The organism is Pseudomonas brassicacearum (assembly GCF_009601685.2).
Taxonomy (GTDB): domain Bacteria; phylum Pseudomonadota; class Gammaproteobacteria; order Pseudomonadales; family Pseudomonadaceae; genus Aquipseudomonas; species Aquipseudomonas kilonensis_B.
In genome coordinates, this window is sequence record NZ_CP045701.2 from 5,584,364 (window position 1) to 5,599,369 (window position 15,006).

Consider the following 15,006-nt stretch of genomic DNA (forward strand, 5'->3'; position numbering starts at 1 on the left):
GGGATCGTCCCAAGTGTTGCGGGCCTTTCCCACCCAGCGCGAGGTAACGCGTTGCGGGTGTAACAGGTCGGCGCGGATGTGCGCCTCATGATCTGCCGAGTGGGTCTGCTTCTGGCAGTCCCTCTACAGCGGACTTTGGATTCTTCTGTTTCGCCTCCTTCAAGTCAAGTCGTCTATGTGCTTTATTCGAAGTAAGCGCATGAGAACGCAAGAAAAAACCTTTAAACGGCAACTGTGTTAGCTTCAATTGCGCAACCCATGACAAGGAAACAGCATGCGAATGATCTTCTTGACGGCCAGCCTGCTGGTTGGCCTGAGCCCGATGTGCATGGCCGGTCAGATCTACAAATGGGTGGACGCCCAAGGCGTTACCCACTTCAGCGCCCAGCCGCCCGAAGGCACGGAGGCCACAACCGTGATCAAGTCCGCCCCGCCTCCCGCCAAACCGGCGGCACCGCCGTCTGGCGGGGTCATTGGCGACCAGAAGGCCATCGACCAACAGGTCAAGAAAGAGATTGCCGAGCAGCAAGCCCAACTCAAGGCGTTCTGCGAACAGGCCCGGACCAACCTGGCACAATTGCAGAACAACCCCAGGGTTCGCGAAGACGTGGAAGGAGAAATGCGCCGCCTCACCGATGAAGAGCGGCGCCTGCGGATCGACGAGACCCGCAAGCAAATCGAGGAGAACTGTCAGTAACGTCGGTCAGCCGGCGTTGCTGATCAACTGATCGAACTGCGCCAGCAGCCGCTGTAACTCCATCCCCTGCCCTGGCCGCTGGGCATAGACCATCTCGGCCATGGCAAGGATGCCCGAGGCGTTGGGCAGCGGCAGGTCGTTTTCCAGGATGGCTTTCATCCTGGGCAGGAAAATCCATTGCAGCCATTGCTCGAAGTCCAGCGTGTCGACCGCGAACGGCTCGACACTGGCCAGTGCCTGCGCCGAAGGCGAAACATCGCTCCACCAGCCCTGGACCCGCAGTTCCCGCTCGATCAACAGCAACTGATCGGCGATCTGAGGAAAACGCGTATCCATCAGAGCGAAACCTTGGCCTTCTGACGGGCCAATGCCGCACCAGCGGAATCGCCCTGTTTCTCACGGGCCTGAGCGATCAATTCCCACAGGCTGGCCTGAAGTGCCGGGCGACCACTGGATAGTGTCAGGCCACGACGGGCCAGCTGTTCGGCTTGCGGCGCATCGCCCTGGGCCATGCGCACCTGGGCCAGGCGATAAAGCACCTGGGGTTCGCGCGGTGCCACACGCTGGGCACGCTCCAGGCTGGAAGACGCACCATTGAGGTCGCCGCCGGCCTGTTGCTGTTGCGCCGTGGTCAGCAGGGCCAGCACCGGGCCGTCCAGTTGTTCATCGGCGGACAAACCACCGGCCCCTGCCGACGGGATGCTGCTCGGCGTCGAAGGCATGCTGTAGCTACCCTGATCGATCGGCGAGGTCTCGATAGGCCCCGGGATGATCGGGCCCGGCGTGATCGGCGTGCCACTGATCGGCGCCGAGGTCGTCGCGCCGCCACCAGGCACCATCACGACGACACCGGTGTCGCCCTGCGGGATTGCCTGGACCTGGCCCTGCGCCGGCCGCTTCACTGTCGTTTGACGGAAACCGCCGTTGGCCGAGACGCGCTCGCTGTTGGACACAGCGGTGCCGGAATCAACGACCGGAATCGAACCGCGTTGTACGGTAGAGCAACCACTGAGCAAAGCCACGGCCGTTACCGCTGGAATCAACCACTTGTTCACTTGAAGCCCTCTTTGCTTAATTCATCCAGTCCTTGACCCAATCCATCACCGATTCGGCGGGATTGGTGCCGCCACAGGCTGCACCGGGTGGCGGTTCGCTGCCGCGAATATACGGCATCTGCACGGCACCCGGGCAATTGGCATCGGAACCTTGCCCCGTACGCGAATCGACCCACGCCTGGACGATGTTGTCCGGTTGCGGCATGTCCAGCGGCAACGGATCGGCCTTGCGCATGAAACTGGTCCAGACCTGCAGCGCGCCGGTGGCACCGGTGAACGGGGTCTTGCCATTGTCATCACGTCCGAGCCAGACCACCGCCAGCAGGTCCTGGCTGAAACCGGCGAACCAGCTGTCGCGCGAGTCGTTACTGGTGCCGGTCTTGCCCGCCAGGGTCAGGGTCCGGGGCAGCACGTTATAGACCGAGCTGCCGGTGCCTTCACGCATGACCCGCTGCATCGCGCTCTGGATCAGGTAAATGGAGGCTGGGTCGAAACGTTGCTGGATCTGGAACGGATAACGCTTGAGCGGCTCGCCATCGGCGGTCAGGACGCTGCGGATCCCGCGCATCGGCGTATTGAAGCCACCGTTGGCCAGCGTCTGGTACATGGCCGCCACTTCGATCGGCGTAAGGCCACCGGCCCCCAACAACATCGATGGAAACGCCGGGAATTCGCGACTCACCCCCAGGCGCGCCAGGGTCTTGAGTACGTTCGGCACGCCGACTTCCAGCCCGAGGCGAGCCGTCGACAGGTTGTAGGAATGCGCCAACCCCTGGTATAGGAACACCGTGCCGTGGGAACGACGATCATAGTTCTGCGGCTTCCAGACCTGGCCATCCGCGCCCTTGACCGAGAACGCCTCGTCCGACAGCCAACTGGTCAACGTGTACTGGCTCGGCTTTTCCAGGGCGGTGAGGTACACCGCCGGCTTGATCAGCGAGCCAATCGGACGCACCGCATCCAGGGCTCGGTTGAAGCCGGCGAAACTGGCCTGGCGGCTGCCGATCATGGCCTGGACTTCACCGGTTTCCGGGTTGGTCACCACCATCGCGGCTTCAACTTCATCAGAGCCCTTGCGCCCGGCCAACCGTTTGAAGGTGTCATTGACCGAAGCTTCAGCCTTCATCTGCAGGATCGGGTCGAAACTGGTGAAGATCCGCAAGCCTTCTTCAGTCAAGTCTTCGTCGCGGTAGTCCTCACGCAGTTGACGCTTGACCAGGTCCATGAAGCCCGGGAACGAACTGTCTGCCAGACGGCCACGCTTGGTCACGCCCAACGGCATCTTTTTCGCTGCCTCGACTTGCTCGGCCGTCGCCACACCCTGTTGTTGCAGCAGGTCGAGCACCAGGTTGCGCCGTTCGAGGGCACGCTCCGGATTACGCCGCGGGTTGTAGGAAGACGGCCCCTTGACCATGCCCACCAGCAGCGCCACCTGATGCAGCTTGAGCTCGGACAGCGGCTGGCTGAAGAAGAACTGGCTGGCGAGGCCGAAACCGTGCACCGCCCGTTGACCGTCCTGGCCGATAAATACCTCGTTGAGGTAGGCCTCCAGGATCTCCCGCTTGTCGTAGTGCAACTCCAGCAACAACGCCATCATGGCTTCGGTCAACTTGCGGGTCAGGCTGCGCTCGTTGGTCAGGTAGAAGTTCTTGACCAATTGTTGGGTCAGGGTACTGCCGCCCTGGCGCATATGGCCCGAGGAGGTGTTGACCCAGATGGCCCGGGCAATCGATTTGGGCGAGACGCCGAAGTGATGGTAGAAGTCGCGGTCTTCGACGGCGATCAGCGTATCGAGCAGGAACGGCGGCACCTGGTCGATCTTGATCAGGATCCGGTCTTCGAGGTTCTTGGGGTACAGGCCACCAATGAGCAGTGGCTCGAGGCGCACCACCGACAGGCTGGCGTTCTTGGCGCCGGTCAGTGCAGCGACATAATCGCCGGAAAAACGCACCCGCACCGGTTGCGCCTGCTCCAGGCCCTCATAGAACTGGAAGCCACGGGTGTTGAGGTCGATGGTATTGCCATTGACCGAGGCCTCCCCCGGGCCATTGACCACGCTTTCACGGCGATAACCCAAGGCATCGAGTTCGGTCAGGAAATCGTCCTTGCTCAGCTTTTGTCCGACGAACAGCTCCAACGGCCGGGCATAGACCTTGGCCGGAATGGTCCAGCGCTTGCCGGAGAACTTCTCCTGGACCACGGCATCGAGATAGACCGCAAAACCGGCGAGCACGACAAGGCCCACCAGACTGAGTTTAAGGGCCCAGCCCATCCAGGGCCGCAGGCGGCTGGCGGGTGGTTTCTTGGGGGTACGGGGAGATCGGGTACGAGTCATGGCGGCGGATTATACGCACTTTGTCGCGGTTCAACATGAGCCCAGCCACACAGGTCATCCGGTTTGCGTTCGCGTCGCTTGCCGCCATAATGACGACCTCGAATTTTTCCAGACTCTGAAGGACCGCCCGTGAGCCAATCCCTGATCGCTGCCCTGCAAAACCCGGCCCTCTACCCGCATCCCGTTGAAGGGTTTCAGGTCATCGAAACCCATATTTCCTGGGTATTGCTCACTGGGCCATACGCCTACAAATTCAAAAAACCGGTCAACTTCGGCTTCCTCGATTTCACCAGCCTCGAGGCGCGCCAGCATTTCTGTGACGAAGAGTTGCGCCTCAACCAGCGTCTGACCCAGGATCTGTATCTGGAGGTCCTGCCGATTACCGGCAGCGCCGAAGCGCCACAACTGGGTGGCGACGGCCCGGCCATCGAATACGCCCTGAAGATGCGTCAGTTCCCCCAGAGCCAACTGCTCAGCACGCTGCAAGCCAACGGCGAACTGACCACCGCGCACATCGACGAGATGGCCACGCAGATCGCCCAGTTCCACCTTTCCACGCCCAAGGTGCCCGCCGAAAACGACGCTGGCACCCCGCAAAGCGTGATGGCACCGGTGCTGCAGAACTTCGAACAGATCCGCCCGTTCCTCAACGACAAGGCCGACCTGTTGCAACTCGAAGCCTTGCAAGCCTGGGCCGAAAGCAGTTTCGAACGCCTCAAGCCGCTGCTCACCCAGCGCAAGGCTGAAGGTTTCATCCGCGAATGCCACGGTGATATCCACCTGGGCAACGCCACCGTGATCGACGGCAAGGTGGTGATTTTCGATTGCATCGAGTTCAACGAACCGTTCCGTTTCACCGACGTCTACGCCGACACCGCGTTCCTGGCAATGGACCTGGAAGACCGCGGCCTGAAGTCGCTGGCGCGGCGTTTCGTCAGCCAATACCTGGAACTGACCGGTGATTACCAGGGCCTGGAGCTGTTGAACTTCTATAAAGCCTATCGCGCCCTCGTCCGGGCAAAAGTCGCGCTGTTCAGCATGCCAGCCGAAGCCGATCCGGTGCAGCGGGCCACCACCCTGCGCCAGTACCGCAACTACGCCAACCTGGCCGAGAGCTACAGCACCATTCCTTCGCGCTTCCTGGCCATCACCCACGGCGTTTCGGCCGTTGGCAAAAGCCATGTCGCGATGCGCCTGGTAGAGGCGCTGGGCGCCATCCGCCTGCGTTCGGACGTGGAGCGCAAGCGCCTGTTCGGCCAGCAACAGGTCCCCAACGATCCACAGGCCGGCATTTATAACAGCGATGCCAGCAGCGCGACCTACGCTCGCCTGCATGAAATCGCCGCAGTGATCCTGCACGCCGGATTCCCGGTGGTGATCGATGCCACTTACCTCAAGCGTGATCAGCGCGACGCAGCGGCGAAAATCGCCGAGGCCACGGGTGCTCCGTTCCTGATCCTCGATTGCGAGGCGCCGCAAGCGGTCATCGAAAGCCGCCTGGCGCAGCGTCAGGCCGACCAGAAAGACCCCTCCGATGCGAACCTGGCGGTCATTGCCGCACAACAATCCAGCCGTGAAGCCCTGACCCCAGCGGAAATTCTCTGCAGCAAACGGGTCCAAACCAACGAAAGCGGCACACTCGACATCGTGGTCGCGCAGATCCGTCAACGCCTGCCAGGCCTGTAGTTAACTATTTCGGCCGTGAACCGATGCCCGACTTCACGGCCGTCAAATAGTGGCACTATACTGGCGTCATAAAACCAACAGGTGATATGAAATGAGCCTTCCCAAGCTTCTCAATACCCCGCTTTATGCCTTGTTGCGCAAAGATGATATCGCCGGGTTCAACAACGAACGTCCACAAGGCCTGGTCGACATGCGCGGCGGCGACTTTCGAGGCCTTGACCTGCGGGAACTGAACGCGGACGACGTTGACTTCAGCGACGCCTACTTCCGCTCCGCCGACCTGCGTGGTATCGATTTTCGCAAGTCTTCACTGGAAGGCGCGAGCCTGGCCCATGCACAAATCTCTGGAGCCTACTTCCCGCCCGAACTGTCTGCGGACGAGATCCTGATGTCGATGAACTTCGGCACCCGCCTGCGCTACCGCACCCGCTGACAGGTAAACCAAGTCGGCCAACGCGCGGACTTGCCACCACCGAACGGATCTCCAGCGCCCCCGCTTGCGCTGGAGAGTGCAGCCTTTTCCCACCCCATCGTGCGTAATGCATTAGAAGCTTTTGCATCGAATCCCACCAAAGAATCACGCTTTTCCTACTGACCGCTACACTGCTCAGAAGCTTGCCCACTGCACCGATCGGCCGTCGCAAGGAGGCTCGATGAATGATGAACTGCAACACCTGAAGAATCTGGGCAAGACATCAGCCCAGTGGCTGCACGCCGTGGGCATCCACAGCGCTTCCGATCTACGCCGGCTCGGCGCGGTGGACGCCTATCGCGCCGTGCGCACGCGTGGCTTCCGGGCGTCCAAGGTGTTGCTGTACGCCATCGAGGGCGCGTTGATGGACGTGCATTGGAATGACATCCCCGCCGAGCGCAAAGACGCCCTGAATAAACAACTGGATGCCATTTCGACGCGCCACAAGGCCTGACCCCCCTTTCGTTGCCAGCGAAAACCCTGGCCTTGAGGTTATTTCGACAAATCGTCAAACAATGTTTGACATGGTAATGAGAATCGCTATTATTACCACATCCGGTCGCGAGACTGGTCGATATTTGAACAGCCCTTGGTTCGGACTCTCAGATATCTCCTCATCAGGCTAATCACGGTTATTTGACCCGGCTTTTGCCGGGTCTTTTTTTGCCTGGAAGAACCACACCGCCCCGTAGAAGCCGTGTAGGAGCTGTCGAGTGCAACGAGGCTGCGATCTTTCCCCCGACACCCGAATCTCAAGCGAAAGATCAAAGGATCAAAAGATCAAAAGATCGCAGCCTTCACCAGCGCCTACGGGGCTGGGTAGGATTTGCGCATCTGCGCGCAGTAATCCTGTGGCGGCATGGCCGGCGTGTACCACACGTAATCGGCCATGGCCGACGTCACCTCACTGCCCTCCTCGGCCAACATCAGCACGATGGGCGCCTCGCTGGCGCCAAGATCCAACGCATGCAGCGGCACAGCGACGTCTTTTCGAGCGTGCCAGGCACCGGCGAACAACATTGCCGGTGTCGGCGCTTGCAGCAGGCGCTCGGCCATGCGTCGATCGCGCTGTTGCTGCACGGCCAGCATCGCCGGCATTTGCGACTCTGGCAGCAAACCGCAGTGGGATTCACGGATTTGCCCCAACAACTCGTCCTTCACAGTAGCGGCATTGGAGCGAGTGCCCATCAAGCCCGGCGCTTGTCGATAGAAACGCTGGATCTCGGCGGCGTCCAGATTGGCGGCCAGCAACGGATAGCGTTGCGCCAGGGCAAACTCGACGACGGGGCCATACAGGCTCCAATCCCAGCCCGGCGACCAGTCCAGTGCACCGGGCAGGTCCTTTGGCAAGGCGGGTAGCTGGCGGACCGAATCAACGCGTGGCTGCTGGGCGGGGGTGAGCATTTCCAGCAACAGGCTGCCTTGGGCCCGCTGCCCGGCCAGGGCCTGGAGCAGCCATACCTGCAGTGCGTGGTGATCGCGATTGTCGTGCCGCTCTCCCACCACCACCCGAGGCGCCTTGGCCAGGCGTTCGACCAATGCCTGGGGCGTCACGGCCTGGCCATTGTGCAAATCACGGATTCGCCCGCCGAGTGGGGGCGGTGCGATGCTCTGACACGCCGTCAGTACACTCAATGCCAGAATCAGGAGCAGACGCACGTCCGTATCCTCCAGGGCGCCCTCTCAGCGGGCAATGATCAATGGATGCCCACGCTCCGGATGGTCTTGCACCAGCACGTCCAGGCCAAACACCGCCTTGAGGGGTTCCGGGCGCAGCACGTGCCGAGGCGTGTCCAGGGCCGCCGGCCGACCGGACGCGAGCAGCAACAGGCGATCACAATAACGCGCCGCCAAGTTCAGGTCATGCAGGATCACCAGCACGGCAGCGCCGCGACTGGCGAACTCACGCACCGCCTGAAGGATGGTGTGCTGGTGCAGTGGGTCCAACATCGAGGTCGGCTCGTCCAGCAACAGGGTTTGCCCCGCTTCACCTGGCCACAACTGTGCCAACACCCGCGCCAGATGCACCCGCTGACGCTCGCCACCGGACAACGCCAGGTAACTGCGACCATGCAGATGCGCGGCGTCTGCCGCTTGCAGCGCCGAGGCGACGATTTGCTCGTCGCGCAGCCGACCACTCTGGTGCGGCAGGCGTCCCATGCCGACGACTTCCTCGACACGGAAAGCAAAATCCAGGGTCGAGGACTGCGGCAAGACCGCCAGGCGACGGGCGCGTTCGGCACCCTGCCACTGGGCCAGTGGCCGGTCATCGAGCCAGACCTGCCCCTGGGCCGGGCGCAATTCGCCGCACAGCCCCGCCAGCAAAGTACTTTTACCTGCGCCGTTGGGCCCAAGCACTCCGAGTACTTCGCCAGGGTTGAGCGCCAGATCGACGTCCGCCAGCACCGTCTTGCGACCACGATGAATGTGCAGGTTCTGCGCTCGCAGCATCAGGCGCGCCCTCGCACCAATAGATAAAGGAAGAACGGCGCGCCTATAAAAGCCGTGACAATGCCGATCGGCAATTCCGCAGGGGCCAGTGCCAGGCGCGCCACCAGATCGGCGAACAACAGCAGGCTCGCACCCGCCAACATCGAAGCGGGCAGCAACACGCGGTGGTCAGGGCCCGCCACCAGCCGCACCAGATGCGGCACTACCAGCCCGACAAAGCCGATCATGCCCGCAGCCGCCACCGCTGCGCCAACCCCCAAGGCCGTACAAAACACCAGTTCACGCTTGAGGCCTTCGACATTAACACCCAGGTGGGCAGCCTCGGACTCCCCCAGCAACAACGCATTGAGCGCCCGGGCCCGGCGAGGCAGCCAGAGCGCCACACCAGCGCTGACCAGCAACAGCGGCCACAACCGCGCATAGCTGGCGCCGTTGAGACTGCCCAGGTTCCAGAACGTCAAGGTGCGCAGGGTCGCGTCGTCCGCCAGGTAGGTGAACAGGCCGACGGCCGAACCGGACAGTGCGGTCAGGGCAATACCGGCCAGGAGCATAGTCGCGACATGGGTCTGGCCGTTGCGGCGGCCGAGACGATAGACCAGCGCCGTAACGCCGAGCCCGCCAAGGAATGCACACAACGACAACACGTAGGGACCAAAGGCTTCGGGCAACCCACCCAGCGCCGAGCCACCGACAATGGCGAACGCGGCGCCCAGTGCCGCACCGCTGGATACACCCACCAGCCCCGGGTCGGCCAGCGGGTTGCGAAACAGCCCCTGCATCGCCACACCGGACAACGCCAATACCGCGCCCACCGCCAACCCCAGCAAGGTGCGCGGCAAACGGATCTGGCCGAGGATCAGTTCGGCCTGCTCCAAACCATCGGCGGCCACCGGCAAGCCCAACAGGCGCAAGGCGGCGCGCAAGGTGTCGAGCAGCGGCAAGCTCACCGGCCCCAGGGCCAGGGACAGCCAGGTCGCCAGCAGACACAGCAAGCCCAGGCCGATAAATAAGGTGCGTGATTTGACCAACGCGGTCATGGCGCCATAGCCGACGCCGCCGGATAGAAGCCTGCCGTCAGTGTCACCAAGCTTTGTGGCAACCGCGGGCCCAACCCGCCTACCAGCAGCGTCGGATCAAGCTCCATGACACGCCCGTCCCTGGCGGCCCGGGTCGAGGAAAGAATCGGGTTTTCCCTGAACAGTGCCGCACGCGCCTTTTCACCGCTCAAGGCACGGTCAGCAAAGACCAGTACTTGCGGATTCAGGCTGGCCAGGGTTTCCACGGAAAAAGATTTGTAACCACTGTGGGTCGCCAGGTTGTGACCGCCGGCCTGCTGTAACAGCCAATCCGCGGAAGTGCCCCTGCCAGCAACCAGTGGCTTGCCGCCGGAACTGCCCACCAATAGCAATACGCCGGGAGCCTTTTGTTTGCGCTGGGCTTCGGCCACCCGGGTCTGTTGCTGGGCGAGCTGTTTTTGATAGAGGTCGAACAACCGCGCCGCCTCGACCTCGGCTCCCAACAATTGCCCCAAGTGCTGCAAATTGCCCTGCAGGGCCGCCAGTTCTGGTGTGGCCGAGAACAGTTCGACCTGCACGCCGGCGCTGCGAATTTGCGCCAGCACGGGCGGCGGCCCCATTTCCTCGGTGCCGACCAGGATCTGCGGACGCAGGCTCAGCACACCCTCCGCCGACAGCTGTCGCTGATAGCCGATACTGGGCAAGGCCCGCAAGGATTCAGGATGCTGACTGGTTGAGTCCACGCCCACCAGCTTCGACTCGCCCCCCAGTGCACTGACCCACTCCGACACGGCGCCGCCGGCGCTGACCCAGCGTTGCGGCAATTCGGCCGCGCCGGCCCCCTGGCCGGCCAACAGTGCGACACAGAGCGCAACAACGCGGATGTTCAGGCGCATCGGGCAGCTTCCTCAAAGAAGTTTTTCACAGGACCGAGCCTGGCCAAGTATCCTCAGCCACCTGTGAAGAAGGCTCCATTTGATAATTGTTTTCATTTGATCGTCAAGCGTGGATCTTTTGCCACACGAAACCTTGTGGGAGCGAGCTTGCTCGCGATAGCGGCGTGTCAGTCACTGAGATGCTGAATGTGCCGCCGTCATCGCGAGCAAGCTCGCTCCCACAGTGGATTCACTCCGACAAATATTGAGACACACATGAAGTTTCTTTGTACCGCCGCCCAATTGCCCGACAACGGTAGTCGCGGTTTCGACCTCGATGGGCGCAAAGTGCTGGCCGTGCGGCGCGCCGGCCAGGTGTATGCCTATCTCAACCGTTGCCCACACCGGGGCGTGCCGCTGGAATGGCAACCCGACCAGTTCCTCGACCCCAGCGCCAGCCTGATCCAATGCGCGACCCACGGCGCGCTGTTTCTGATCGAGAGCGGTGAATGCGTGGCTGGCCCCTGCGCCGGGCAGTTCCTGGCGACCCTAGACAGCCGGGAGGACGAGCAAGGCATCTGGGTCGAGCTCTAGCAACACTGGCAGCGCCCGGTCCACCCGCATCTGCTCGGGCGTCAGCGTGACCCCGTAGGCCAGCACCTCCACACCCGCGGCCACCGCATCACGCAGGGCAGCGGCGTACGCCGGGTCGATTTCCTGTGCCGGGCGCACCGCATCGACACCGCTCAGGTTCACGCAATACAGTTGCACCGCCCGCACGCCTTCCCGGGCCAGGCAGGCAAGTTCCCTCAGGTGCTTGGCCCCGCGCAGGGTCACTGCATCGGGAAACGCCGCCACATTCGTGCCATCGAACCCCAGCGTGACACTTTTGACTTCGACCCAGGCCGAGCCTCGGTCGTAGTCCAGGCGAAAATCGATACGGCTGTTTTCCACCCCATAAGCCACTTCACGCTTGAGCCCGGTAAACCCGTTCAGTTCGCTGATGACCCCGGCGCGCAAGGCTTCTTCGACCAACGCGTTGGCTCGCGCGGTATTGATGCAGGCGAGCCGCCCTTGAGGGGTTTCGCCGATTTCCCAGGTTCCGGGCAACTTGCGCTTGGGGTCGTTGGAGCGACTGAACCAGACACGCGCGCCTTCAGCCATGCAATTGAGCATGGAGCCGGTGTTGGGGCAGTGAATAGTGAGCAGTTCGCCATGAACGGTCTCGATATCGGCGAGAAAACGCTTGTAACGTCGAATCAAGCGACCTTCTTCCAACGCAGGGAAAAAACGCATCAGCCTTGCCAGCTCCGTAGTCCGCGTTCGATGCGCGCCACCGCTTCCTCTAGCCGCGGCAAGCTCTGGGTGTAGGCGAAACGCACATGGTGACCGGCCTGATGGCGACCGAAATCCAGGCCCGGCGTGAAGGCCACATGTTCGGTTTCCAGGAAGTGCTGGCAGAACGCGAAGGCATCGCCGCCGAACGCGCTGATATCGGCATAGAGGTAAAACGCCCCTTCCGGTTCCACCGCAATACCGAAGCCCAACTCACGCAAGGCCGGCAGCAGAAAGTCACGGCGCCGCGCGAACTCGGCCCGCCGCTGCTCGAAGATCTCGATGGTCGCCGGCTCGAAACAGGCCAGGGCGGCGTACTGAGCCATGCTCGGCGCACTGATGTAGAGGTTCTGCGCGAGCTTTTCCAGCTCGCCGACAGCCGCCGAAGGGGCCACCAGCCAGCCAAGTCGCCAGCCGGTCATGCCGAAATACTTGGAGAAACTGTTAAGGACAAAGGCATCGTCATCGACTTCCAGCACGCTGGCGGCGTCGGTGCCGTAGGTCAGGCCGTGATAGATCTCGTCCACCACCAGATGGCCGTTGTGGCCCTTGATGGCCTTGGACAGCCCCGCCAGCTCGTCCCGGGTGAGAATCGTCCCGGTCGGGTTGGCCGGTGAAGCCACCAACGCACCGACGCTGTCCTGATCCCAATGACGGTTCACCAGGTCTGGCGTCAATTGGTAACGCACCTCCGGCCCCACGGGCACCAATTGCGCCGCCCCTTCGACCAGGCGCAGGAAATGACGGTTGCACGGATAACCGGGGTCGGCCAGCAGCCAATGCTTGCCTGGGTCTACCAGCAAGGCGCTGGCCAGCAGCAACGCGCCTGACCCGCCCGGGGTCACGAGAATGCGCCGAGGGTCAATCTCCACCCCATAGCGCTGGCCATAGAAACCGGCGATGGCCTCGCGCAGCTCGGGAATGCCACGGGCCGCGGTGTAACGGGTCTTGCCCGCCGCCAGCGCGGCCTGGCCAGCCCGGATGATCGGCTCGGCGGTGGTAAAGTCCGGTTCGCCGATCTCCAGGTGGATGACGTCATGCCCGGCGGCCTGCAGTTCGTTGGCACGGGCCAGCAACGCCATCACATGGAAAGGTTCGATGGCGCGGCTGCGCGCACTGTAGGGCTGAACCATTGGCCTTCCTTCAGGGGAAAAAAGAACCGATTCTACCCAACTCTCCAGCCAAGTCAGAAACAACTGCGCGAATCCGCGCGAACTGCAATAGGCCTGAGCCCGTGGATTGCAGGAAATGACTCCCGCGATTGGCCCAGGCTTGACTAGAATCAAGCATTGAGCAGGTTTACATCCTCACCGAAGCGAACCCGGCCACGTTTTACAGGCCCCGGCCGCCGCAGGCTCGACAACCGGGAGTAGCGCGGCCCGATTTGATCTGGTAAGTTCGCCCGCTTGCAGCCGCAGGGCCGGCAGGTGTCGGTGATGGAGCAATCCTGCGTAGTGGATTACAAGAGTAGAGGCGGTCCATTCATGCCCACCCAAGCAAAGCAAAATCAAAATAACGCGCTCAGCGGGTTTGAGCCTTACGTCCCGCAAGCTGGCGAAGAGTACATGGGCGCCCCCATGCGCGCGCACTTCACCAAGATCCTGAACAAGTGGAAACAGGACTTGATGCAGGAAGTCGACCGCACCGTGGATCACATGAAAGACGAAGCGGCCAACTTCCCCGACCCGGCCGACCGTGCCAGTCAGGAAGAAGAGTTCAGCCTTGAGCTGCGCGCCCGTGACCGCGAGCGCAAACTCATCAAGAAAATCGACAAGACCTTGCAACTGATCGAAGACGAAGAATACGGTTGGTGCGAGTCCTGCGGCATCGAGATCGGCATCCGCCGCCTGGAAGCCCGCCCGACCGCCGACCTGTGCATCGACTGCAAGACCCTGGCGGAAATCAAGGAAAAACAGGTCGGCAAGTAATTGCCGGGGCTGTCACAGAAACGGAGCGTTCATACGCTCCGTTTTTTGTTTCCGATATTTTCTCCAAGCTTTGTTGCCCTCCTGTGGGAGCGAGTTTGCTCGCGATAGCAGTGGGTCAGCCAACAGTGATGTGGCTGACAGGCCGCTATCGCGAGCAAGCTCGCTCCCGCAAGGGGATATGCTTCGGCATCAAGATTTGTATGCCTGCCGCCCAGACCCAGTAACATTCGCCCTATGACTGCCACCGCCCCCTACATCGGACGCTTTGCCCCCACCCCCAGCGGCCACCTGCACTTCGGCTCGCTGGTCGCCGCCCTGGCGTCGTACCTGGATGCCCGGGCCGTGGGCGGGCGCTGGTTGCTGCGCATGGAAGACCTCGACCCGCCCCGGGAAGAACCGGGCGCGCAAGCGGCGATTCTCAAGGCGCTGGAAAGCTACGGGTTCGAATGGGACGGCGAGATGGTTCGCCAGAGCGAGCGCCATGACGCCTACGATCAAGTCATCAACCGGCTGATCAGCCAGGGCCTGGCCTACGCCTGTACCTGTTCGCGCAAGCAACTGGAGGCGTACCAGGGCATTTATCCGGGCCTGTGCCGTAACGCCGGGCACGGCACCGAGGACGCTGCCATCCGCCTGCGCGTCCCCGAGCTTGAGTACCACTTCACTGACCGGGTCCAGGGCGAGTTCCGCCAGCACCTGGGCCGTGAGGTCGGTGACTTCGTGATCCGCCGCCGCGACGGGCTCTACGCCTATCAGCTGGCCGTGGTCCTGGACGACGCCTGGCAAGGGGTGACCGATATCGTGCGCGGCGCCGACCTGCTGGACTCCACGCCGCGCCAGCTCTACCTGCAAGAACTGCTCGGGTTGCCGCAACCGCGTTACCTGCACGTGCCGCTGATCACCCAGCCCGACGGACACAAGCTCGGTAAATCCTACCGTTCACCGCCGCTGGCAGCCGATCAGGCCACGCCGCTGCTGTTACGGGCATTGCGTGCGCTGGGCCAGCAACCGGGTCTCGAACTGCTCGATGCCAGCCCACGGGAACTGCTGGCTTGGGGCATTCGCCACTGGGACGCGGACAAGATCCCGCGCACACTGAGCCTGCCCGAAGCGCAAATACGTTGACGGCCCTTGCAGCTTGGCGCCCATCCGTTAC

At 62.4% G+C, this 15,006-nt stretch carries 16 protein-coding genes; 7 read left to right on the forward strand and 9 right to left on the reverse strand.

Annotated elements, in window-relative coordinates:
- Window positions 1–274 precede the first annotated feature (274 nt).
- A complete protein-coding gene (locus GFU70_RS24180) occupies window positions 275–697 on the forward strand; it encodes a DUF4124 domain-containing protein (RefSeq protein WP_058542141.1) in 423 nt (140 codons plus the stop codon).
- A 6-nt stretch (window positions 698–703) separates the two neighbouring features.
- On the opposite strand, the gene GFU70_RS24185 is transcribed toward GFU70_RS24180, so the two are convergent.
- The 3 genes from GFU70_RS24185 to mrcB are packed head-to-tail and all read right to left on the reverse strand — an operon-like array spanning window position 704 to window position 4,087.
- A complete protein-coding gene (locus GFU70_RS24185; protein ID WP_058542142.1) occupies window positions 704–1,033 on the reverse strand; it encodes a YqcC family protein in 330 nt (109 codons plus the stop codon).
- Window positions 1,033–1,752, reverse strand: coding sequence for a tetratricopeptide repeat protein (locus GFU70_RS24190; RefSeq protein ID WP_058542143.1), 720 nt, complete (start codon window positions 1,750–1,752; stop codon window positions 1,033–1,035). The genes GFU70_RS24185 and GFU70_RS24190 overlap by 1 nt, the downstream gene beginning before the upstream one ends.
- A gap of 16 nt (window positions 1,753–1,768) precedes the next feature.
- Window positions 1,769–4,087, reverse strand: a complete 2,319-nt coding sequence (gene mrcB, locus GFU70_RS24195; protein WP_058542144.1) for a penicillin-binding protein 1B — start codon at window positions 4,085–4,087, stop codon at window positions 1,769–1,771.
- A 129-nt stretch (window positions 4,088–4,216) separates the two neighbouring features.
- On the opposite strand from mrcB, the gene GFU70_RS24200 reads away from it, so the two are divergent.
- From GFU70_RS24200 to GFU70_RS24210, 3 genes are all read left to right on the forward strand, one after another.
- Window positions 4,217–5,773 carry an AAA family ATPase gene (locus GFU70_RS24200; protein ID WP_058542145.1) on the forward strand — a complete coding sequence of 519 codons (1,557 nt, stop codon included), beginning with the start codon at window positions 4,217–4,219 and terminating at the stop codon, window positions 5,771–5,773.
- Between the two features lie 91 nt (window positions 5,774–5,864).
- Window positions 5,865–6,206 carry a pentapeptide repeat-containing protein gene (locus tag GFU70_RS24205; RefSeq protein ID WP_058542146.1) on the forward strand — a complete coding sequence of 114 codons (342 nt, stop codon included), beginning with the start codon at window positions 5,865–5,867 and terminating at the stop codon, window positions 6,204–6,206.
- Window positions 6,207–6,426: 220 nt separating this feature from the next.
- The gene (locus GFU70_RS24210) at window positions 6,427–6,699 is read left to right on the forward strand and encodes a TfoX/Sxy family protein (protein WP_058542147.1); all 273 of its coding nucleotides are present in this window, start codon (window positions 6,427–6,429) and stop codon (window positions 6,697–6,699) included.
- Window positions 6,700–7,052: 353 nt separating this feature from the next.
- On the opposite strand, the gene GFU70_RS24215 is transcribed toward GFU70_RS24210, so the two are convergent.
- Genes GFU70_RS24215 through GFU70_RS24230 form a run of 4 tightly spaced genes read right to left on the reverse strand, consistent with a single transcriptional unit; the run spans window position 7,053 to window position 10,608 of the window.
- A complete protein-coding gene (locus GFU70_RS24215) occupies window positions 7,053–7,904 on the reverse strand; it encodes a ChaN family lipoprotein (protein WP_153388908.1) in 852 nt (283 codons plus the stop codon).
- Window positions 7,905–7,928: 24 nt separating this feature from the next.
- Entirely contained in the window at window positions 7,929–8,696 is a 768-nt protein-coding gene (locus GFU70_RS24220; RefSeq protein WP_058542149.1) for a heme ABC transporter ATP-binding protein, read from the reverse strand.
- Complete coding sequence (locus GFU70_RS24225) at window positions 8,696–9,679, reverse strand: FecCD family ABC transporter permease (protein ID WP_193034317.1); 984 nt, start codon at window positions 9,677–9,679, stop codon at window positions 8,696–8,698. Before GFU70_RS24225 ends, GFU70_RS24220 begins: the two co-directional genes overlap by 1 nt.
- Before the next feature lie 50 nt (window positions 9,680–9,729).
- Window positions 9,730–10,608, reverse strand: coding sequence for a heme/hemin ABC transporter substrate-binding protein (locus GFU70_RS24230; RefSeq protein ID WP_153388910.1), 879 nt, complete (start codon window positions 10,606–10,608; stop codon window positions 9,730–9,732).
- A gap of 255 nt (window positions 10,609–10,863) precedes the next feature.
- Here GFU70_RS24230 and GFU70_RS24235 point away from each other — a divergent pair, with 255 nt between their 5' ends.
- On the forward strand, window positions 10,864–11,181 hold the full coding sequence (locus tag GFU70_RS24235) for a Rieske (2Fe-2S) protein (RefSeq protein WP_116641330.1): 318 nt from the start codon (window positions 10,864–10,866) through the stop codon (window positions 11,179–11,181).
- Here GFU70_RS24235 and sfsA read toward each other — a convergent pair.
- Together sfsA and GFU70_RS24245 are read right to left on the reverse strand one after the other, a co-directional pair.
- A complete protein-coding gene (gene sfsA, locus GFU70_RS24240) occupies window positions 11,137–11,883 on the reverse strand; it encodes a DNA/RNA nuclease SfsA (RefSeq protein WP_153388911.1) in 747 nt (248 codons plus the stop codon). The two genes, GFU70_RS24235 and sfsA, sit on opposite strands and share 45 nt — an antisense overlap.
- Window positions 11,883–13,055 (reverse strand): pyridoxal phosphate-dependent aminotransferase, encoded by a 1,173-nt coding sequence (locus GFU70_RS24245; RefSeq protein ID WP_153388912.1) that lies wholly within the window; start codon window positions 13,053–13,055, stop codon window positions 11,883–11,885. Before GFU70_RS24245 ends, sfsA begins: the two co-directional genes overlap by 1 nt.
- Window positions 13,056–13,406: 351 nt before the next feature.
- Between GFU70_RS24245 and dksA the strand changes: the two genes are divergently transcribed.
- On the forward strand, window positions 13,407–13,850 hold the full coding sequence (gene dksA / locus GFU70_RS24250; protein WP_058542230.1) for an RNA polymerase-binding protein DksA: 444 nt from the start codon (window positions 13,407–13,409) through the stop codon (window positions 13,848–13,850).
- A gap of 234 nt (window positions 13,851–14,084) precedes the next feature.
- Window positions 14,085–14,975 carry a tRNA glutamyl-Q(34) synthetase GluQRS gene (gene gluQRS / locus GFU70_RS24255; RefSeq protein WP_116641327.1) on the forward strand — a complete coding sequence of 297 codons (891 nt, stop codon included), beginning with the start codon at window positions 14,085–14,087 and terminating at the stop codon, window positions 14,973–14,975.
- The last annotated feature ends 31 nt before the right edge of the window (window positions 14,976–15,006 follow it).